The organism is Halomonas sp. DP5Y7-2 (assembly GCF_019802025.1).
GTDB classification, from domain to species: Bacteria; Pseudomonadota; Gammaproteobacteria; order Pseudomonadales; family Halomonadaceae; genus Halomonas; species Halomonas litopenaei_A.
Genome location: NZ_JAHVHY010000007.1, coordinates 249,753 through 270,395, shown reverse-complemented (window position 1 = coordinate 270,395; position 20,643 = coordinate 249,753). Strand labels below are relative to the sequence as shown.

At 62.0% G+C, this 20,643-nt stretch carries 18 protein-coding genes; 13 read left to right on the top strand and 5 right to left on the bottom strand.

Annotated elements, in window-relative coordinates; all coding sequences use genetic code 11:
- From ruvB to KUW18_RS14995, 8 genes are all read left to right on the top strand, one after another.
- On the top strand, positions 1–1,029 hold the full coding sequence (ruvB, locus tag KUW18_RS15030) for a Holliday junction branch migration DNA helicase RuvB (protein ID WP_206938665.1): 1,029 nt from the start codon (positions 1–3) through the stop codon (positions 1,027–1,029).
- A gap of 18 nt (positions 1,030–1,047) precedes the next feature.
- Positions 1,048–1,737, top strand: a complete 690-nt coding sequence (gene tolQ, locus KUW18_RS15025; RefSeq protein ID WP_224852098.1) for a protein TolQ — start codon at positions 1,048–1,050, stop codon at positions 1,735–1,737.
- Positions 1,738–1,752: 15 nt separating this feature from the next.
- Positions 1,753–2,193 carry a protein TolR gene (tolR, locus tag KUW18_RS15020; protein ID WP_206938666.1) on the top strand — a complete coding sequence of 147 codons (441 nt, stop codon included), beginning with the start codon at positions 1,753–1,755 and terminating at the stop codon, positions 2,191–2,193.
- 8 nt (positions 2,194–2,201) lie between these two features.
- A complete protein-coding gene (tolA, locus tag KUW18_RS15015; protein ID WP_222561758.1) occupies positions 2,202–3,389 on the top strand; it encodes a cell envelope integrity protein TolA in 1,188 nt (395 codons plus the stop codon).
- A 101-nt stretch (positions 3,390–3,490) separates the two neighbouring features.
- Positions 3,491–4,747 carry a Tol-Pal system beta propeller repeat protein TolB gene (gene tolB, locus KUW18_RS15010; protein ID WP_222163897.1) on the top strand — a complete coding sequence of 419 codons (1,257 nt, stop codon included), beginning with the start codon at positions 3,491–3,493 and terminating at the stop codon, positions 4,745–4,747.
- Between the two features lie 60 nt (positions 4,748–4,807).
- Positions 4,808–5,350 (top strand): peptidoglycan-associated lipoprotein Pal, encoded by a 543-nt coding sequence (pal, locus tag KUW18_RS15005; RefSeq protein WP_206938672.1) that lies wholly within the window; start codon positions 4,808–4,810, stop codon positions 5,348–5,350.
- Positions 5,351–5,381: 31 nt separating this feature from the next.
- Complete coding sequence (ybgF, locus tag KUW18_RS15000; RefSeq protein WP_206938674.1) at positions 5,382–6,188, top strand: tol-pal system protein YbgF; 807 nt, start codon at positions 5,382–5,384, stop codon at positions 6,186–6,188.
- A 13-nt stretch (positions 6,189–6,201) separates the two neighbouring features.
- On the top strand, positions 6,202–6,978 hold the full coding sequence (locus KUW18_RS14995; RefSeq protein ID WP_222485982.1) for a YciK family oxidoreductase: 777 nt from the start codon (positions 6,202–6,204) through the stop codon (positions 6,976–6,978).
- Between the two features lie 122 nt (positions 6,979–7,100).
- On the opposite strand, the gene KUW18_RS14990 is transcribed toward KUW18_RS14995, so the two are convergent.
- Both KUW18_RS14990 and ubiG read right to left on the bottom strand, forming a co-directional pair.
- Positions 7,101–7,763, bottom strand: a complete 663-nt coding sequence (locus KUW18_RS14990) for an HAD-IA family hydrolase (RefSeq protein ID WP_222561757.1) — start codon at positions 7,761–7,763, stop codon at positions 7,101–7,103.
- Entirely contained in the window at positions 7,760–8,479 is a 720-nt protein-coding gene (gene ubiG, locus KUW18_RS14985) for a bifunctional 2-polyprenyl-6-hydroxyphenol methylase/3-demethylubiquinol 3-O-methyltransferase UbiG (protein ID WP_409995835.1), read from the bottom strand. Before ubiG ends, KUW18_RS14990 begins: the two co-directional genes overlap by 4 nt.
- Positions 8,480–8,629: 150 nt before the next feature.
- Between ubiG and galU the strand changes: the two genes are divergently transcribed.
- Both galU and KUW18_RS14975 read left to right on the top strand, forming a co-directional pair.
- A complete protein-coding gene (gene galU / locus KUW18_RS14980) occupies positions 8,630–9,520 on the top strand; it encodes a UTP--glucose-1-phosphate uridylyltransferase GalU (protein WP_206938682.1) in 891 nt (296 codons plus the stop codon).
- A 4-nt stretch (positions 9,521–9,524) separates the two neighbouring features.
- Positions 9,525–10,817, top strand: a complete 1,293-nt coding sequence (locus tag KUW18_RS14975) for a nucleotide sugar dehydrogenase (protein ID WP_206938684.1) — start codon at positions 9,525–9,527, stop codon at positions 10,815–10,817.
- Positions 10,818–10,824: 7 nt separating this feature from the next.
- On the opposite strand, the gene KUW18_RS14970 is transcribed toward KUW18_RS14975, so the two are convergent.
- Complete coding sequence (locus KUW18_RS14970; RefSeq protein ID WP_206938686.1) at positions 10,825–11,370, bottom strand: Fe-Mn family superoxide dismutase; 546 nt, start codon at positions 11,368–11,370, stop codon at positions 10,825–10,827.
- A gap of 207 nt (positions 11,371–11,577) precedes the next feature.
- On the opposite strand from KUW18_RS14970, the gene KUW18_RS14965 reads away from it, so the two are divergent.
- The 3 genes from KUW18_RS14965 to KUW18_RS14955 all read left to right on the top strand — a co-directional run bounded on the left by KUW18_RS14965 (position 11,578) and on the right by KUW18_RS14955 (position 18,437).
- The gene (locus KUW18_RS14965) at positions 11,578–12,447 is read left to right on the top strand and encodes a hypothetical protein (RefSeq protein WP_206938688.1); all 870 of its coding nucleotides are present in this window, start codon (positions 11,578–11,580) and stop codon (positions 12,445–12,447) included.
- A 29-nt stretch (positions 12,448–12,476) separates the two neighbouring features.
- Positions 12,477–14,351: an autotransporter assembly complex family protein gene (locus tag KUW18_RS14960; protein ID WP_315900678.1), complete on the top strand. Its 1,875-nt coding sequence runs from the start codon at positions 12,477–12,479 to the stop codon at positions 14,349–14,351.
- 84 nt (positions 14,352–14,435) lie between these two features.
- Positions 14,436–18,437 (top strand): translocation/assembly module TamB domain-containing protein, encoded by a 4,002-nt coding sequence (locus KUW18_RS14955; protein WP_242520579.1) that lies wholly within the window; start codon positions 14,436–14,438, stop codon positions 18,435–18,437.
- Positions 18,438–18,491: 54 nt separating this feature from the next.
- On the opposite strand, the gene KUW18_RS14950 is transcribed toward KUW18_RS14955, so the two are convergent.
- Positions 18,492–19,526: a hydrolase gene (locus KUW18_RS14950; RefSeq protein WP_261396704.1), complete on the bottom strand. Its 1,035-nt coding sequence runs from the start codon at positions 19,524–19,526 to the stop codon at positions 18,492–18,494.
- A 147-nt stretch (positions 19,527–19,673) separates the two neighbouring features.
- Positions 19,674–20,627 (bottom strand): LysR family transcriptional regulator, encoded by a 954-nt coding sequence (locus KUW18_RS14945; protein ID WP_222561756.1) that lies wholly within the window; start codon positions 20,625–20,627, stop codon positions 19,674–19,676.
- Between the last annotated feature and the right edge of the window lie 16 nt (positions 20,628–20,643).

Genomic DNA, 20,643 nt, shown 5'->3' with positions numbered 1-20,643 from the left:
ATGATTGAAACGGATCGCCTTATCGCCGGAGACACCCTGGAAGGCGAGGGTCGGGTGGATCATGCCATTCGTCCCAAGCGTCTCGCCGATTACATCGGTCAGCCGCGAGTGCGCGAACAGCTCGAGATTTTCATCCATGCGGCCAGAGCCAGGGACGAGAGCCTGGATCATACCTTGGTATTCGGCCCTCCTGGTCTCGGCAAGACGACGCTGGCGAACATCATCGCCACGGAGATGGGGGTTGGGCTGACCTCGACGTCTGGTCCGGTGCTGGAGAGAGCCGGAGATCTGGCTGCCATGCTGACCAACTTGAAGGCCGGCGATGTGCTGTTCATCGATGAGATACACCGGCTCTCTCCTGTGGTCGAAGAGATCCTCTATCCGGCGATGGAAGATTTTCAGCTGGATATCGTGATCGGTGAAGGGCCGGCAGCACGCTCGATCAAGCTCGATCTGCCTCCTTTTACCCTGGTCGGCGCCACGACCCGGGCAGGCCGGCTGACCTCACCACTACGCGATCGCTTTGGCATTGTTCAGCGCCTGGAATTCTATGCCATCGACGAGTTGACCGAGATCGTGGCGCGTTCTGCGCGCTTGCTTGAGGTAGAAGCCGACCTCGCCGGTGCCAGAGAGGTGGCGAGGCGGTCTCGGGGCACGCCCCGAATTGCCAATCGCCTGCTGCGGCGGGTGCGAGACTTTGCCGAAGTGAAGGCGGGAGGTCATATCACCGCCGACGTGGCCGACCAGGCCCTGAACATGCTGCATGTGGACCACCATGGACTGGATCATATGGACCGCCGACTGCTGCTGGCGATGATCGAAAAGTTCGAGGGTGGTCCGGTAGGCGTGGACTCTCTGTCCGCTGCCATCGGAGAAGAGCGCGACACCATTGAAGATGTCATCGAACCCTATCTGATTCAGCAGGGTCTGATGATGCGAACCGCAAGAGGCCGGGTGGTTACCCGCCAGGCTTGGACCCATTTTGGCATGGCCCCGGACGACCGGGCCCTTGACGCTTCCAACGACTGATTTGAGACGAGGATTTCCGTGAACGACTCCATGTCCATTCCCCACTTGATCATGAACGCCAGCGGCGTGGTCCAGTTCGTCATGCTGTTGCTGATGATCGGTTCCGTGCTGTCCTGGATCGTGGTGTTTCAGCGCAGCTTCGTCATGCGGCGTGCCCGCAAGGCTCACCGCGCGTTCGAAGATCGGTTCTGGTCCGGCGTCGACCTCAACGAGCTGTACAAGAATGCTCCGGCCGAAGGCGATAGCCAGGGCGCTGAGCACATCTTTCGTGCGGGTTTCCGTGAATTCAATCGGCTGATGCCCAAGACGCGCAGCCCACAGGCGATCCTTGACGGCGTTCAGCGCAGCATGCGGGTGGCCTGGTCCCGTGAAGAAGAGCGCTTGAACCTTCATCTGGTCTTTCTGGCCACCGTCGCCTCGGCCAGTCCCTATATCGGTCTGTTCGGTACCGTGTGGGGCATCATGGGCTCCTTCCAGTCACTGTCCATGGCCCAGCAAGCGACCTTGGCCACGGTGGCACCGTGGATTGCCGAAGCGCTGGTCGCTACCGCGATGGGCCTGTTTGCGGCCATTCCTGCGGTTATCTTCTACAACCGCCTTTCTGCCGAGTCGTCACGCTTGCTGGGCAAGTACGAAGACTTTGCCGAGGAGTTTCACTCCATCCTGCATCGCAACCTGCAGGGCCGTCCCGACGCAAGTGCGGCCTGAGGAAGGAGACCCTCCATGCTAGGACCCTTCAATCGCCGTGGGCGCAGCAAGCCCATGGGGGAAATCAACGTCGTGCCCTTCATCGACGTCATGCTGGTGCTGCTGGTGATCTTCATGATTACCGCACCCATGCTGACCCAGGGGGTGAAGGTCGATTTGCCACAGGTGACGTCCGAGCCGATCGAGGATGTCGAGAACAGCGAACCGATCATCGTGTCGGTCGACAAGGAAGGCCAGTATTTCATCAGTCTTGGTGGAGACGAGACGCAGGTCAGCCTGGATGAGCTCAGTGATCGCGTCATTATTCTGCTGGAGCGCAAACCCGGCACGCCGGTGATGGTGCGTGGTGACCGCAATGTGGCATATGGCCAGATAGTGACCCTGATGAGCACGCTGCAGGTGGCTGGCGTCGCCAACGTAGGGCTGATTTCCGAGCCCCCGCCCCAGGAAGGCTAGGAGAGCTCATGGCGAAACCACAACGGCGAACGACCAGCAAGCGCGCCGGAAGCGTCGGCTACGGCCTGCCGACAGTGCTGGCCGTGGCATTGCACCTGGGGCTGCTCATCCTGAGCGTGATCAAGTGGCCGACCAGCGAGCCTGAGACGCCCAATAACGCTATCGTGCAGGCAACGCTGATCAGCACCGAAACACGGACGGATCAGGCGCAGCAGGCTGCGGAGGCACGTACCCGTGCGGCGGAACGTCAGGCAGAGGAAGAGGCCAAGCGTGACGCCGAGCGACAAGCCGAGCAAGAGGCTGAACGCAAGGCTCAGGAAGAGGCTGAGCGTGCAGCGCAGCAGGAAGCGGAACGGCAAGCTCAGGAAGAAGCGGAACGGCAGGCCCAGGCGGAAGCGGCGGAGCAAGCACGTGCTGAAGCAGAGCGTCGCGCGGCTGAAGCGGAAGCTGCCGAACAGCAACGGGCGCAGCAGGAGGCTGAGCGTGAAGCGGCACGTGAGCAGGCCGAGCAGGAGCGCCAGGCGGAAGCCGAGCGCAGACGTCAGGAAGAGGCCGCTCGTCAGCAGGAAGCCGAACGCCAGGCCCGCGAGGAGGCCGAGCAGAAAGCAAGAGAGGAAGCCGAGCAAAAGGCCAGAGAAGAAGCTGAGCGCCAAGCCCGCGAAGAAGCCGAGCGCCAGGCCCGCGAGGAGGCCGAGCAAAAGGCCAGAGAAGAAGCTGAGCGCCAGGCCCGCGAGGAAGCCGAGCGAAAGGCCAGAGAGGAAGCCGAGCAGAGGGCCAAAGAGGAAGCTGAACGCAAGGCCCGGGAGGAGGCTGAGCGCCAGGCACGGGAGGAAGCCGAGCGGCAGTTGCAGCGCATTATCGAAGGCGATTCCGATGCCGTCTCCAATGCCGAGCAGGGCGCCGAGGCCGCCAATGGCTTCATTCAACTGGTGCGACGTGCCGTAGAGCAAGCCTGGGTCATCCCGCCGAATGTCGGCAATGGCACCACGGCCGAAGTTGAAGTTCGGCTTGGTCCCTCCGGGGAAGTGTTCGCGGTGAGCATCCGTCGCTCCAGTGGCGATGCCGCCTTTGATAATTCGGCGATTCAGGCGGTGGAGTCGGCCGCGCCATTTTCCGAGCTGCGGGACCTTCCCAGCGGCGTGCAACGCGACTATCGTCAATTCAATCTGCGGTTCAGACCAGGAGACATTCGCTGATGAGAGCATTGAACGCGAGTTGGTGGGCAGGAACAGAGCGTCGATCCGGTGGTCATCGACGTGCGCTCTGCAAAGGACTGGCTTCGGTCGTGACCGGCGCCATGCTGTGGCTGGTTGGCCCCGTGGCTTCTGCAGACCTCACCATCGATATTACGCGGGGTAACGAGCGCGCCACGCCCATCGCTGTGGTTCCCTTCGCTGATCAGGCCGGTGGCTTGCCCGAGGACATCGCCCAGGTCGTCTCCGACGATCTGGAGCGCAGCGGCTACTTCGAGCCTCTGCCTCGCTCGGCGATGTTCAACCAGCCCTCCAGCAGTGACGACGTCACCTATGGCGACTGGCGTAGCCTGGACTCCCGCTATCTGGTCGTAGGCAGCACCAGCCAGGAAGGTGGACAGGTCAAGGTGCGTTACGAACTGCTCGACGTCAGTGGCGAAAGTCGTCTGCTCGGAGAGACTGTGACGGCCTCAAGCTCCGACCTGCGTGGGGCGGCCCACTATATCAGTGACCAGATCTTCGAAGAGATCACCGGTATTCGCGGCGCGTTTTCAACCCGTATTGCCTATGTCACGTCCCAAGGCGTGGGTGATAACACCCAGTATGGTCTTTATGTGGCGGATGCCGACGGTCGCAACAGCCAGCAGGTGCTGACATCCGATGAGCCGATCATGTCACCGGCCTGGTCTCCTGACGGCGGCAAGCTGGCGTACGTATCCTTCGAGACCGAGCGTCCGGCGATCTATGTCCAGAACCTGGCTACTGGACAGCGGGCCAAGTTGACCGACTTTGAAGGTCTCAATAGCGCGCCGAGCTGGTCCCCGGATGGCCGTCGTCTGGCCATGGCGCTGTCCCGCGATGGCCAGCCTGAAATCTACGTGATGGATATCGGTTCTCGTAACCTGCAGCGTGTGACCAACTCCAGCAGCATCGAGACCGAACCGGCCTGGAGCCCCGACGGCAGCAGCCTGATCTTTACCTCTGACCGCTCTGGAGGTCCACAGATCTATCGTCAGAGCGTCAACGGCGGCAACGCCGAGCGTCTGACCTACACCGGTAGCTACAACGCGCGTGGACGCCTGTCTCCGGACGGCAAGACGCTGTTCTTGATCCACCGTGGCAACAATGGTTATCAGGTGGCGAAGCAGGATCTGGACAGTGGGCGCCTGGTGGAAATTAGCGATGCACAACAAGCTGAATCTCCCAGTATCGCGCCCAATGGCACCATGGTAATCTTCGCCACCCAGCAGGGTAGTACGGGGGTGCTGGGGGCGGTCACCGCCGATGGACGTGCGCAGTTCCGCCTGCCAGCCGCCCAGGGTGATGTGCGTGAGCCGTCCTGGTCCCCGTTCCTCAACTGATTCGTTGGTAGCCTCGGCCCACGAATCGACTTTGATGCATCAAGCAAGGAGAGTGACACGATGTTTCTGAAGCCCTACGCCCGTTCGCTGGCAATCGCCGCTTCCCTGGCCGTGCTGGCCGGCTGTTCCAGCACTGGCGGCACCCAGGACGGCAGCGCCGCCGGAAGTGGTTCCGGCACCATGGGCGGATCCGGTGTCGGCACCGGCACCGCAGGCAGCGGCCAGGTAAGCGGCTACGGCACCGATGGCTCCGGCCAGATGTCCGATGCACGCATCCCGGAAGTGCGCACCATCTACTTCAACTATGACAGCGACGCGATTCGCCCTGAGTTCGAGTCAGTGGTCAATGCCCACGCTCAGTACCTCAGCCGCAATCCGAATGCCTCTGTCGTGTTGCAGGGCCACACCGACGAGCGTGGTACCCGCGAATACAACCTGGCACTGGGTGAGCGTCGTGCCGGATCTGTCGAGCGCTACCTGCGCCTGCAAGGCGTCAATCCGTCCCAGGTGGAAGTCGTCAGCTACGGTGAAGAGCGCCCGGCGGCTCGCGGTAGCAACGAGGATGCCTTTGCACAGAACCGCCGCGTGGTCTTTGCTTACTAAAGGTCACTGACGTCGGACGTGGGAGAAGTCAATGAGACACAGTCTTAAGGGACTGTGCGGCGCGGGAGCCCTGGTGCTCCCGTTGTCCGTCATAGTACCCGCCATCATGTCACCAGCGCTGGCCCAGCAACCGGTTGTCAGGGATCTTGGGGGCAGCAACAGCTTTTATGATCAGACGGCCACCCAGGCCCAAGCCAGCGGTAACCTGGCCTTGTTCAACCAGGTCGAACAGCACCAACGGGAGCTGAGAGAGCTGCGCGGGCAGATCGAGGAGTTGCGCTATCAGCTTGATCAGCTGAAGCAGCAGAGCCGCCAGCAGTACATGGACCTGGATCAGCGCCTCAGCGAGCTGCCTGCCCAGGCGCCGCAAGCCTCATCCTCAGCGGCCGCTGCCGACACTTCCGAGCCGAAGGGCGACTCGACCAGTAACTCATCCCAGCAAGCGGGAAGCGGCGCGAGTGACCAGGCTCGCGAGGCGTATCAGGCCGCTTTCTCCAAGGTCCAGTCACGCAATTTCGATCAAGCCATCAGTGATTTCGATACCTTCGTGGATCGCTATCCCGACAGCAGTCTGACCGGCAATGCCTACTACTGGCTGGGTGAGTTGCATTCGGCCCAATCGTCGTTTGGCGATGCCGAGAAGGCCTTTGACACGGTGCTGGAGAGATTCCCCGACAGCAGCAAGGTTCCCGATGCGATGTACAAGCTGGGATTGCTGAAAGCGCGCCAGGGGGATACGGATGCGGGACATGCGCTGCTGAAGTCGGTGCAGGAAGACTATCCTGACAGCAATGCCGCATCGCTGGCCGATGACTACATGCGCCAGAGCGGGGCCTGATCGAGGAATCGCCATGAGTGACCATGAGACCGCCTGCAAGATCGACTATCAAGCGCCCAGTGACTTGCTTAACGATCGCATCGTTCTGGTAACCGGCGCCGGAGACGGCATTGGTCGAGTTGCCGCGATCGAATACGCTCGCCATGGTGCTACCGTGATTCTGCTGGGTCGCACCACGTCCAAGCTAGAGAAGGTGTATGACGAGATAGAAGCGTCGGGAGGACCACAGCCGGCGATCTTCCCGCTGAACTTCGAGGGGGCAACGCTCAAGGACTATCACGACATGGCTGAGGCGTTGAACAAGGAGTTCGGCCGTCTCGACGGCATCCTGCACAACGCCGGGCTACTGGGCAAGATCACACCCTTCGAGCAGTACAATCCTGAGCTCTGGGAGCAGGTGATGCAGGTCAACCTGCAAGGGCCGATCTGGATGACCCAGGCCCTGTTGCCGCTGCTGACCCAGTCCCAGGATGCCTCCGTCATCTTTACCTCCTCCAGCGTCGGTCGCAAAGGGCGGGCCTACTGGGGAGCCTACTCGGTGTCAAAGTTCGCCACCGAAGGGTTCTCGCAGGTGCTGGCCGAAGAAATTGAGCACCTCGGGACGCTCAGGGTCAACACGCTGAACCCTGGTGCGACACGCACGGCCATGCGCAAAGGGGCTTATCCCGGAGAGGATCCGATGACCCTGCGCACACCGGAGGACATCATGCCTACCTACCTGTGGCTGATGGGGCCGGATAGCAGGGGCTGCAATGGTCAGGCCTTCGACGCTCAACCACCAAGGCGTTGAGTGTGACTTGCTGCCATTGCCTTGAGCTGCCTCAGGTGGTGCAAGATGCAAGGCAATGGCAGCGTGGAACTGAGCTTAGTGACGACGGCTTGGCCGTAGTCGGTCTCTCCACTGCCGTCGTGTCAGGGCAGGCTGAGCGCTTCCACGACCGCCTCAGCAGTGTCGAACCAGCGATCCGCTGGCCACTGCCGAATGTCGTCTTCCTCTGCGATATAACCGTATCCCACTGCGATAGCGGTCATGCCGGCCGCTCTGGCGGCTTGCATGTCGCGCACGTGGTCGCCCAGATACCAGCACTCCTGCGGGGTCACTGACAGGCGCCGTGCTGCCTCGAGCAATGGTTCCGGATGGGGCTTCTTGTGGGGTAGGTCATCGGCACACAGCAAGGCTCCAGGCTGCAGTCCCAGCGCCTCAACCAAGGGCTCGGCGTACAGGCGCGGCTTGTTGGTGACGATGCCCCAGGGACGCGAGCGATCGCTCCAGTGCAATAACAGGCGGTCGAGGGGCGGAAACACCTGGCTGTGGTCGGCGACAGCTTCCGCATAGAAGTCGAGCAATGTCTGGCGTGCCGCGGCGTGATCAGGGTGCGACGGTTCCAGTCCCAGGGCGAGGGTCACCAGGGCACTTCCGCCATTGGAGACTTGAGCGCGGATGCGCGGGTAGGGCAGCGCCTCCTGACCATGCAGTTGGCGCAGTCGATTGGTGGCCATCGCCAGATCAGGCGCCGTATCGACCAGGGTGCCATCGAGATCAAACAGCAGGGCCTGGGGCGATGACTGACTCATGCCACCTCCTTGCGGCAATGCATCAGATAGTTGACCGAGACATCATCGGCAGAGAGCGAGAAGCGGCGGGTCACCGGATGGTAGACCAGCCCTGTCTGTTCGCAGACCTTGAGCCCAGCGTCACGGCACCAGCGAGCCAGTTCCGATGGGCGGATGAAGCGCGCATAGTCATGGGTCCCGCGGGGCACCATCTTGAGCAGATATTCTGCTCCCAGGATGGCCAGGGCGTAGGACTTGGGGTTGCGATTGATCGTCGACAGCACCAGTTGCCCACCCGGCTTCAACAGTGAGGCGCAGGCCCGGATGATCGCTTCGGGATCGGGGACATGCTCCAGCATCTCCAGGCAGGTGACGACATCGGCACTTGCTGGAGCTTCGCTCGCCAGATCCTCGACGCTGACCAGCCGGTAGTCGACGTCTACGTCGTTCTCCCGGGCATGCTGTCGAGCGACCTCCAGCGAGGCGTCGGCGAGGTCAATTCCGGTGACTCGGGCACCGCGTCGTGCCATGGCCTCAGCCAGGATGCCACCGCCACAGCCCACATCGATGACCTTGCGACCAGCCAGCCCAACCCTGGCGTCGATAAAGTCCAGGCGCAGCGGATTGATGGCATGCAGCGGCTTGAATTCCCCTTCGGGATCCCACCAGCGATCCGCCAGCGCAGAGAACTTGTCGATCTCGCTGTGGTCAACGTTGGCGGAAGGGGTATCGGACATGTTCATTAGGTTCTCCAAGGCAAGCCGCCAATGTCAGCGGACCACATTCGTCTGATACGCTATTCTACGCATTCCCTGTTCCAAGTCCCATGGTGCACGTCGCCATGGATGACACTAGAACCACCTGTTTTCGACAAGAAGGAAGTCTCCATGATCCGCAAGGCCGTTCTCCCTGTCGCTGGTTTTGGCACCCGCTGCCTGCCTGCGTCCAAGGCCATCCCCAAGGAAATGATCACCATCGTGGATCGCCCGGTGATTCAATACGTGGTCCAGGAGGCCGTTGCGGCAGGTATTCGTGACATCGTCCTGGTGACTCATGGCACCAAGAGTGCCATTGAAAACCACTTTGACAAGCACTTCGAGCTGGAAGCCGGGCTTGAGGCCAAGGGCAAGACCGAATTGCTCGAAGAGCTGCGGGCCATCGTGCCTGCCGACGTCAATATCATCAGCGTGCGCCAGCCCGAACCGCTGGGTCTGGGACACGCCGTGCTATGCGCGCGCCCAGTGATCGGCGACGACGAACCCTTTGCCGTGCTGCTGCCGGACGTGCTGGTGGATGACGATGGTCTGAGCCGCAATGACCTGGCCGGCATGATCGAGGCGTTTGAACAGACCGGGCGCTCCCAGCTGATGGTCGAGGAAGTCCCCCGCGAGCTGACCTACAAGTACGGCATTGTGGCACCCAAGGGCGAACCGCCCCAGCCGGGCGAATCCTGCCAGCTCGATGGTCTGGTAGAGAAGCCCAAGGTGGAAGAAGCGCCTTCCAACCTTTCGGTGATCGGTCGTTACCTGCTCCCGGGACGGATCTTTCCGATGCTGGCCCGCACCAAGCCGGGCGCCGGCAATGAGATTCAGCTGACAGACGCCATCGAGGAGCTGCGCAACGCTGAAGGCGTTGACGCCTACCGTATGCAGGGCACGACGTATGACTGCGGTCACCAACTCGGCTATCTTGAGGCGATTCTGGCTTACGGTCGCCGACATGCTCGCTATGGCGAGGGCTTCACGGAGCTGTTGAAACGCTACGCTGCCGAGGACTGATGCCATGAAAGTGGTGATACATGGAAGTGAACTGTCAGCCGCCACCGCCGCCGCTGCCTTGTCCTGGGTGGGTCATGATGTCGTCTGGCGTCCTCTGGACCGCCGCTGGGACGAGCTGAAGGACAGCGGATGGCTCACTCGTGAGCCATCCGTGCTCGCGCATCTGACAGCGGCCATGGAGGCCGGGCACCTCAAGGTAGATCACGACGACCCGCCGCCTTACGCCGCCGTGGACGTCTTATGGCTTGCGCTGTCGCCCACCCAGCGTGATGAGGCGGCACGACTGGTCAAGGATGCGGCCGAGATGTTGGCCAACGGGGCGGTGATTATCAACAATGCTACCTTCCCGGTAGGTGATACCGAGCGTTTCGAAGCGCTGCTGCCCGATAAGGACGTCATGTCGGTGGCGTTGCCCGACACCCTTGAGGAAGGCCGCGCCTGGGACACCTTCACTCGGGCAAGAAGCTGGCTGCTGGGCTGCGACGATGATCGTGCAGAGCGCCAGGTCCGTGAACTGATGCGGGCGTTCAACCGTCGGCATGAGGTGTTCAAGCGCATGCCTCGGCGCGCCGCCGAGCTGACCAAGCTGGCCATCAACGGCATGTTGGCGACGCGGATCAGCTATATGAACGAGATGGCCGGACTGGCGGACACCCTTGGTGTCGACGTCGAGTACGTGCGCCAAGGCATGGGGGCAGACCCCCGTATTGGCTATGAGTACCTGTACCCGGGCTGCGGTTTTGGCGGTCCCAATTTCAGCCGCGATCTGGTGGGGCTGGCAGATGTACAGTCGGCCAGCGGTCGCCACTCTGAATTGCTCGATCAGGTCCTCGAGATAAACGAGCACAAGAAAGAGACGTTGTTCCGCAAGCTGTGGACCCATTTTCAGGGTCGTCTGGAAGGCCGCCGTGTGGCGATCTGGGGCGCCGCCTTCAAGCCCGGCACGGCGCGGATCGATCACGCTCCCGTGCTGACGCTGCTGCGTGCCCTGTGGGCCCAGGGCGTACACGTGCATCTGCACGACCCGGCAGCGCTGCCGGAGGTGCAGGCAGCGGTGGGTGATCATCCGCTGCTGACACTGCACTATGGAGACCCCCTCGACGCCTGTCAGCAGGTAGATGCGCTGTTGCTGGTGACCGAGTGGAAGGCTTACTGGAACCCGGATTGGCAGCTCCTGCACCAGCGCCTGAACGAGAAGCTGATCCTCGACGGGCGCAACATCTTTGACCCCGCGTATGTCGCGGGGCAGGGCTTCCATTACCGCGGCATCGGCAGGCGTGCAGACCCCGTCTGTTGAGTCTTCCTCAATCCTGAGCGTTGCGAGCGGCAAACGGCCAATTGATCAGAGGCCACAGCCGCTCCAGCGCCTCACTGTCGCCCAGGACGTCCAGTACCAAAAGGGGTTCACCCTCTATCGTCATAGGCTCACCTGTCCCGGTGGTGGCGATGACAAGGGAATCGTCCTGACGCAGAACCCACACCCAAGCGGCGCTCTCTCCGGCCTTGCCCAATATCCTGATGCAGGCCTCCTTCATTCCCTCGACACTCCCGTACTGACGCTGAATCATCGTCGCCAGTGGCTCCACCAAAGGCTCCGGGCGCGGTGTCAGGCAGTGCCAGAACAGGGTCAGGTTCCACGCCTCCTGAGCGTGATGACGCACCTCTTCACTGGCCGCTCGCAGCCCGTCGTCAAGTGACAGCGCTGCTTGCCCTTGCACGGCCGCCCAGCGGTTGAGAACCCGCAGATGATCGAGATGATCGCCCATGTAGCGGTGTTCGATCCAGCTCTTGGCAAGCCGAGGCTCCAATAGATGGCTGTCGTAGGGTAGTGCGGGTAATTCGAAGGACATGATAGCTCCTGAACAGGTCTTGCCACGGGGTCCAATAGCGGCGTCAATAGCATGTTGACAGCAGAGAAGCGCGCAGCGCCGTGCGTAATGGTGGTAAAAAACCTTACACTATCAGCCAACTGTTGGCTGCCAGCGACGTGACGTACGGTTCTCGGATCGCTACAGGTTGTGTTCGCGCCAGCTCCTCATGCAGATCAGGAGACCCCTATGGCTCACCCCCCAGACATCGGACGCCCGGGCAGTATCGTGCCGGATCCGGGCGAAAGCGTGTCCGCTACCCGTTATCGGCAAGCACCAGCGCCCAGGCTGTGGCCTTTGTGGCTGCTGATGCTGTTGGTCGTAGGTGGCCTGGCGGCGGGTAGCTGGTGGCTGTGGCAGGAACGCCAGCGGCTTAATCAGGAATTGAACCGTCTGCGCGGAGAACTCTCCAACGTTCACGCTCGCTTCGAGGCCGAACAAGGGGAGGGCGACCTGATAGCAGAGTTCGAGCGCCGCCTGGATGGGTTGGAGAGCGCCAATGAGACTCTCGACCAACGGCTAGGGGAAGGCCTTGCTGGAGTGGAGGACGCACTTGCCGAACAGGCACAGGCATCGCTGGACCGCCAGGAAGTCAACGCAGAAACTTTGCAGGATCTAGATGTGAGACTGTCCACTCTCAGCGACACCCTGGCATCGGCCCGCTCGTCACTGGCAGCGGTAGAACGGGCCGGCGACAGCGCCAGAGGTGCCCTCGAGGCGCGCATGGACAGGTTCGACGACGCCCGCGAGTCATTTGCTGGACGGCTGGCGTCCGTCACTACCCGGGTAGATGAAGTGGTCAGCCGACTGGATACTCGTCTCGGCGAGATGCTGCCACGGGTAGAAATCGCTGAAAATCGCCTGTCCGAGGTGACGCGTGACGTTGAAGGCTTGCGCCAATCACGCCAAGATGTGGCCGAGGAGCAGCAGGCGCTGGAGGCCAGGATCGGACAGCGAATCGACGCCATGGAAGACAATATGGCGTCGCTGGCCGCCGATCTGCGCGACCTGCGCCAAGCTCAACTCGCCTTCAGCGCACAACTGGAAGCGCTGCGTTGATCCAGTACCCACGTCAGGAACGCTACAACATGATGGAACATCGTGCTCCCGCTCGCCGGAGACTGGGTGCTGTTGCCTTGGGACCGGGCCTGCTGCTGCTGGTGGCACTGCCGACGTTCGCCATGGATGCCGAGGTCCAGGGTATCGAAGGACGAATCGCTGACAACGTCGAGGTCTACCTCGAGGGGCTGGATGGCAGCCAGTACCGCGTCGAACGCCTGCGCAACGAAGTGGCGCGCCTGACCCAGGAAGCCATGAGGGTGTACGGCTACTATGAGCCGTCCATCGAGATGCGCTTCGATCGTGATGAAGAGCCACAGGAAGTCTTCCTGACCATCGACAAGGGAGATCCGGTGCGCCTTGAGGTCATCGACTTCACGCTGGAAGGGGACGCGAAGGATGATGCGCCCTTCCAACTGGCGATCGACGCCTACCCGCAAGAGCTCGGCGACATCCTCGAGCATGCTCCCTATGACAGCCTCAAAAGCCGACTTCAGGGGCTGACCATCGAGCGCGGGTACTTCGACTGGCAGTTTACTGATGAACGTATGGAGATACGCCCCTGGGCGGATAGTGCACGCATTTACCTGGGCATGGACAGCGGCCCTCGCTATCGCTTCGGTAATGTCTACATCAAAGGCAGTCACATCGTCGAAGATCGCCTGCGCAATCTGGTCCCCTTTGACTACGGTGATCCCTACCTGGCCAGCGATGTGGCCGAACTGAACAACCGACTGAGCTCGACCGAGTGGTTCGGCTCGCTTACGGTTCGCCCCCGGCTGGAGCGCCAGAAAGGCAGTCTTGCTCTGCCGGAGCACGATGGCTGGTGGTACTCGGTTGATGTGAGCGAGATCCCGGCACCGTTCTCTGGTCCCCGGATTAGCCGAAAAGCCTTGGCCAGCGCACTTTCCCTCTATCCGCCTGCGCTACCCACAATGCCCGTGGATGTCACCGTTACCCCCGCTGATCGACATCAGTTTGAGGCGGGTATCGGCTTTGCCACGGATGTAGGGCCCCGGCTTCAGTTCTCCTGGGAGCAACCGTGGGTCAACCGCTACGGGCATAGCTGGGACAACCAGGTCTACCTGTCTGCACCCGACCAGCAGTTCAGCGGTACCTATCGCATCCCCCTGGAAGACCCCCTCAATGACAGCTATCGGCTGCAGTACGGTCTGCGTAATCAGGATATCGAGGATACCGAGAGTTTCGAGAGCACCGTGGACTTCGGGCGCCACTGGGTCTTTGAAAACGACTGGGAACAGACGATCTACGTGCGTACCACCTATGAGGACTTCACCCAGGGCGAGCAGTCCGATCAGGTGCTGCTGTTGTACCCCGGGGTGAAATGGTCCCGGGTGCGCACCCGCAATCCCCAGTTTCCGACCTGGGGCGACCGCCAGAACCTGGAGCTTCAGTATTCTCATGAGTCCTGGGGGTCGGACGCGGAATTCTTTCGCATGACCGGTGACACCGCCTGGATTCGCAAGCTGGGTGACGACAACCGCTTTATCGGCCGTCTGGGCGTAGGCGCGATCAACACCGATGATTTCGACAAGATCCCGCCATCACTGCGCTTCTTTACCGGTGGCGATACCAGCGTGCGTGGTTACAGCTACGAATCCCTGTCCCCGGAGGATGAGAACGGCGACCTGGAAGGCGGGCAGCACGAATTTACCGCCAGCGTCGAGGCCCAGCGCCGGATCACCGGCAAGTGGTGGGGGGCCACCTTTGTCGACATTGGCGATGCGTTTTCGGAGTGGTGGCCCAATGACCTCAAGAAGAGCGCTGGGGTGGGTGTGAGATGGATCTCTCCGGTGGGGCCGATACGTTTTGATATCGCGCATCCCTTCGATGACGAGGACGATAATTTCCGCCTGCACTTCGCCATCGGACCAGAATTTTAAGGCCAGCCGGCGCCAGCCCCCTGACAGGAGGGCGCCAGCCCCTGCAATGAGGCTTCAATGAGAAAAGGACGCGCCCTCTGGGCCTTGACACGATTATTGATCTGGCTGCCGTTCAGCCTGATAGGTCTGGTGCTGCTGATTGTCGGCCTGGTGCTGAGTCCGTGGGGGACACGGATGGCCCTGGATCAGGGCAGTCGCATGGGCGTGCTGGAGTATTCGTCGGTCCAGGGAGCGTTGCTCGACAGCTTTGATCTTGAGGGTTTTCGACTGGAAGCGGGCAGTGTACGGGTGAGCGTCGACTCCCTGTCCCTGGCGTGGGCGGAGGACTGCCTGCTCAATGGTCGGCTGTGTCTCGACCACTTGCGCGTGTCAGGCACCGATGTACGCCTGGGCGAGAGTGATACGGTCGCCGAGCCTGAACCGGAGCCAGTGCCGTCCAACGAACCAGCGGCGCCGCTATCGTTGCCCTTTCCGGTCGAGATTCGCGAGCTGACGGTGAGCGACGTTGCGGTTCACCTGGCGGATGGGACGCAGCTGGCCTGGGAGAGCTTTACCACTGCGGCAGTAGCCGAAGGCGATACGCTTTCCGTCAGTCCCACGCGTCTGGCGGGACTGCATCTTACGCTGCCATTGACGCCTGGGGCCATGCTGGCCCTCAGCGATGCGGAGCACGACGGTCCGAAGGTAAGCGCCGACGCCATTGATGCGGCGATCGCCGTTCGTTCTCCGTTGCCTGGCAGCGCTGCGGCAGAGCTGGAAGGTGCCGCCTCCAAGGCCGATGACATTCCTCTGGATCAGCGTGAACGGCTTGTCCTGCCCGAGGTCACTCTGCCCCTGGCCATCGAAGTGCCGGAGCTGGTGGTGGAGGACACTACCATCGATGGCGCCTTTGACTACCAGGTAGAGCGACTGGACCTGAGCCTGCTGGCACGGGGACAGGACGTCACGATTGAGCCGCTGGCCGTGGCCACCCAGGACGCCGATGCAGAGCTCCAGGCCAAGGCCACGCTTAGCGGCGACTACCCGCTAGAGGTTCACTTTGCCGCGGACCTGTTCCTGCCCGAGATTTTTCCCGCTCTTGATGGCGAGCGTGTCGAGCTTTCCGCCAATGGCAGTCTTGCCGAGCTGGAGCTCAATTTGACCACGACTGGCCCCGTCTCCACGCAGCTGGTCGCCCGCCTGGATGCCCTCGACCCGACGCTACCGTTCACCGCGGCCTTTTCTAGCCCTCGTCTGCAATGGCCGTTGCCGGGCATGCAGCCGGCCCAGCCGGACGCCGAAGGGGACGAGACCGAAGCCACCGATGTCGATCCTTGGGTCGCTGAGGATATCGATCTGTCCGTCGACGGCTCCCTGACCGGATATCAGCTGAAGCTGGCCCTCGCGGCCGAGGGGCCTGATCTGCCGAGAACCACCCTGGCCGTCGATGGTCAGGGCGATCTGTCACACTTCTCCTGGGCACCGCTTGAACTCGCGCTGGAGGGAGCAGGGCAGCTGCGCACGCAGGGCAATGTCGACTGGTCGGATGGCGTAGCCGTGACCGCCACGGCCGCTCTGGACAACCTTAATCCTGAGCCTTTTGTCGAGGGTTTGAAGGGTAATCTGAGCGGCACCCTGGACGTCGCCTTCACCCAGCAGGACGAAGGTTGGGAAGTCGATGTTCCTGATATCGATATCCAGGGAACGCTGGATGATCGCCCCTTGTCCTTGGAGGCCGCGCTTGCCGGCAACAGTGCCATGCGCTGGGATATCGATCGCCTCGATTTCCGCCAAGGGGACAACCAGATTGAGGCCAAGGGCCAGGTCAGTGAAGCCCGCCTGAACGTGGATGCAGAGCTTGCCTTACCCGACATGGCCAGCCTGTATCCTGGGCTGTCGGGGCGTCTGTCTGGCAATATCCAGGCACGAGGCAGTCTTCGTTCACCACAGCTGGAGCTCGCCATCGAGGGGAGCGGTGTCGGCTATCAGGAAAATCGTGTTGGCGAGCTCGCCCTGGCCGGTCGTGTCCGCGGCCTCGATGACCCCCAGCTGGATGTAGGGCTGTCCGCACGTCAGGTAGACGCTGGTGGCCAGCGTTTCGAGGATATCGCCCTCGACCTGGATGGTCGCCTGTCCCAGCATCGGCTGGAACTCACCGTCGACGGCAGTGACGAAGGCCCGCTCAACCGCCTTGTGCTGGCCCTGGACGGTGCCATGAACGATGCCCGCGATCGCTACCGGGGGACACTGACGCCGCTGGAGATTACCTTGCCCCAGGGCGATATTGCACTGGATGGGCCTCTGGCCTTCGATGCCAATCTGGCCCAGGGCTCTGTGCGCACCGATCCTTTCTGCCTCGCCCGCCAACAAGGTGGGGCGATCTGTATCAGCGAACCGCTCAGCGCCTCGGCAGATGCCGGCAAGCTGACCCTCGACATCAACGAACTGCCCATGGACCTGGTCAATGAGGCGCTGCCCGAAGGCTGGGCCATCGATGGCGATACCGGTGCACGTGTGGTGGCAGGGTGGTCAGCGGGCGGCAGCCGCTGGCAGGCAGATGCGCAGCTCGACAGTGAAGTCAGCGTGACCGGTGTGGATGCCTATGGCCAGCCCTGGTCGGTGCCTGCCACACGGCTGTCATTGAATGCTGACGCCAGCGACGCCCGCGTCGATCTCAACGTCGATCTCTCCCTGGCCCAGAGCGGTGACATCACTCTGGCCCTGACGATCGACGATCCCGTGGGTCGTGGTGGACTGGACGGCAACCTGTCGATAGACGGCGTCAGCTTGTCACCGTATCGCCCCCTGGCAGCGGGACTGGATCAATTGGAAGGCACCTTGGCCGGCAACATTCGTATTGCGGGCAGCCGCGAGGCACCGGATCTCAGCGGGGAGCTGAGCTTGACGGGTCTCAAGGCTCACGGAGGAGACATCCCTGTCGCGGTGACGGATGGTCGCCTCAATATCGATCTGACCGGCGACAGCGCACGTATCTCTGGCTATGTCGATGGTGAAGAAGGGCGCCTCAACATCACCGGTAACGCCGCCTGGCCAGGCGGTAGCTGGGAAGCCAATCTGGCGCTGTCCGCGGTCCAGGACCCGTTGCTGGCCGCGATGCCTGCCTATGGCCGGCTCAAGCTGGCTCCTGACCTGACGATAACGGCGAACCCCACCCGCCTGCGTATTCGCGGTGAGGTGCGTATTCCCTGGGCCCGCCTCGACATCGGCGAGGTGCCGCCGTCGGCAGTGTCCCCAAGCAGTGACGAGATCATCATCACTCGCGAAATGGACGAGCAGGCCAGAGAGGCCGAGCGTCAGGCCGAAGAAGACCCGGTGGGTGCCTCCACCGCCCAGGCCATGGCGGAAGCGGGTATGGCCATCGATATCCGTATCAGACTGCTGCTGGGTCCTGACGCCCGTTTAAGTGCCTATGGCTTGCAGACGGAGCTGGCCGGCGACCTGGAAGTGCGTCAGAACGCCGGCCCGCTGCAGCTGTTTGGGGATGTCAGCCTGGTCGATGGGCGCTTCCGGGCCTACGGCCAGGACCTGCAGATCCGCCAGGGTAAGGTGATCTTCGCCGGACCGCCTAGCGTGCCGACGCTGGACTTTGAGGCCATTCGCAATCCAGCCAGCACCGAGGACGGCGTGGTGGCAGGTCTCAAGGTGACCGGGACTGCCAGCCAGCCGGACCTGGAGATCTTCTCCGAACCCGCCATGGACGAGTCCCGTGCTCTGTCCTACGTGCTTCGCGGACGCGCCCCTGATGACAGCGGTGACGCCAGCGGTGCGCTGACCTCGGCACTGATCGGCTTGACCTTGGGTAAGACAGGCGGCGCCGTCGGCGCCATGGGTGAGGCCTTCGGCATCCAGGACCTGTCACTAGATACCTCCGGTAGTGGTGAAACCAGCCAGGTGGTCGTCAGTGGCCGCCTGACCGATCGTCTTGAGGTGGGCTATGGCGTGGGCATCTTCTCGCCCATCGCCGAACTCACGCTGACCTACCAGCTGTGGCGAAGCCTGTACCTGGAGGCGGTATCCGGTGCTGCCCAGGCGGTTGACCTGATCTACACCTGGAGCCTGCCGGGCAACCCGCCAGAGCTGCAGTAAGCGCTGTGCAACAACCCAGCAGAAGCCCCGACCAAGGTCGGGGCTTCTGCTGTTTCAGGTCAGGGACAGCTCCTGCAGATAACGTTCCAGTCGCTTGCCTAACCAGTAATCGGGGCGGTAGCCGTCTCCGGGCGCCATGAACCCCACATGCCCCCCTTGCTCCGCCAGCTCCATGGTGACCATGGGGGAGCGCTGCGGAAAACGATCGATCAGATCCGCTGGCATGAACGGATCATCCTTGGCGTGGAGCAGCAGCGTCGGCACTTGAATGCGATCCAGCACGGGACCGCTGGAGGCCCTGGTGTAGTAGTCCTCGGCATCACGAAAGCCGTGCAGCGGTGCCGTGATCAGGTCGTCATAGTCACGCAGGCGCTTGAGCTTTCTGACTTGTTCCGCCGTCGCGACAAGGGGAAGCTCCCCGCGCTCCAGTCGAGGCAATACCTTGCGCTTCAGTGATCCGAGCAGATGGCGTTCGTAGACCCGCGAGAAGCCTTCACCCAATCGTTGGGCGCATGCGGCAAGGTCCAGCGGCGCGCTGATGACCAAGGCCGCATGAAGACCCAGTGCATCACACTCTGGTTCGGCCAATAGCCGCAGTAGCATGTTCCCGCCCAAGGAGACGCCGGCGACGACCTTGGGAGCCCTGGGAAAACGCCGAGACAGGCTATCCAGTAAAACCCGAGCATCCCCGGTGTCGCCGCTGTGATACGCCCTGGGCAGGCGGTTGGGTCGACTCCCACAGCCTCTGAAATGCATCAGCAGCGGGCGATAGCCCTGGTCTCTGGCCGCCGCCAGCAGATCGTGGGCATAGGGAGAGCCCATGCCTCCCTCAAGGCCATGGAACAGCACAAACAGAGGGGCCTGCACATCCGCCGGTTCAGGCGTCACCCATGCCAACTCAACTTCATCACCGTCCGGCAGCGTGAAGAATTCCTGGCGCCACTCAACCCGTTGCGGTCGCAGCAGGCGGGGTAACAGCGTCTGTACATGGGGGTTGGATAACCATCGAGCGGCACGAAAACGAGAGGGTACCAGGCTTGCCGAGCCATCGGCGTTGATCGACGCAGGGTTGGCTGTGGGTTGGGGCAAAGGAATATCTCCAGTCAGCCAGCGGCGCTGCAGTGACCGCTGACATTCACGTCAAGGTGTCCTGTGGCGAAAGTCCTGGCAGTAACCCAACGATCATTTACCTGCCAGGAATCAGCAAGACTACATCAGGAAGGCTACATCAGAAGACTAGGGCACCAGCGCCCGTGCGCGCAGGACTTGCCACGCGGTATCGACCGCTGCACGTCGTGTCGTGAGATGTCGGTAGAGTCGAATATCAAAGCTCACGACCCAGCGCTCATCTCCTGCAGGCACCAACTCGCCGCTCGCGAGGGCCTGGGACAAGCTGCGTTCTGGCAACCATCCTAGGCCATAGCCAAGGCTGACCAGTTCTCGGATATTGCCACTCTGGATGCTCTCGTTGAGCACTGTCAGGGTGGGGGAATCTCCCAGTCGATCAAGGTGGGCGCGTATCGCCGCATCGATCATGCCTCGTGGATGATAGGCGATCAATGGCAAGGAACGCCCCTTACCAGACTCCTTGCCGATCCCTTTACCCGCGTCGTTGCCGCCTCCGAGAGCGAACCTGGGCTGGCCTCGGTCATCGGCAAGGCTGACGGGAATGAAACGTTCACGCCCGATGACGCAGTAGTCGGTATCCTCATTGGCCAGTTCCAGCGGGCTGCCCGTGGTCGGCCAGTAGCATAACGCCAGGTCGATTTCCCCGGAGGCCAAGCCCTGGAAGTAGTCACCCACCAGCCAGGCGGTGGCACGCAGATAAGGCTGTATGGGCGGTGGTTCGCGCCAGTGCTGAAGCCATTGTGGCAGGAATTGGGCAAGTAGGCTCTGGGGCGCACCGAGACGCAGCTGTCCAGCCTGCTTCTCCGCCATCTGTGCCAATCTCTGACGAGTCTGGTCGACGCGACGGGTCACGTCGTGGCACATGCCGAGAAAGGCCTCACCCGCGGGCGTCAGTGACAGCGGCAGGGTCTGGCGATTGATCAGCGTCGTGCCCATCTCCTCTTCCAGCAACTTGATGCGGCGAGAGAAGGTAGGTTGGGTCACATTTTGCTCTTCGGCGGCGCGAGAAAAGTGTCGCGTACGGGCCAAGGCGAGAAAATCTTCCAGCCAACGTATTTCCATGGAAGGGTCACCTGTC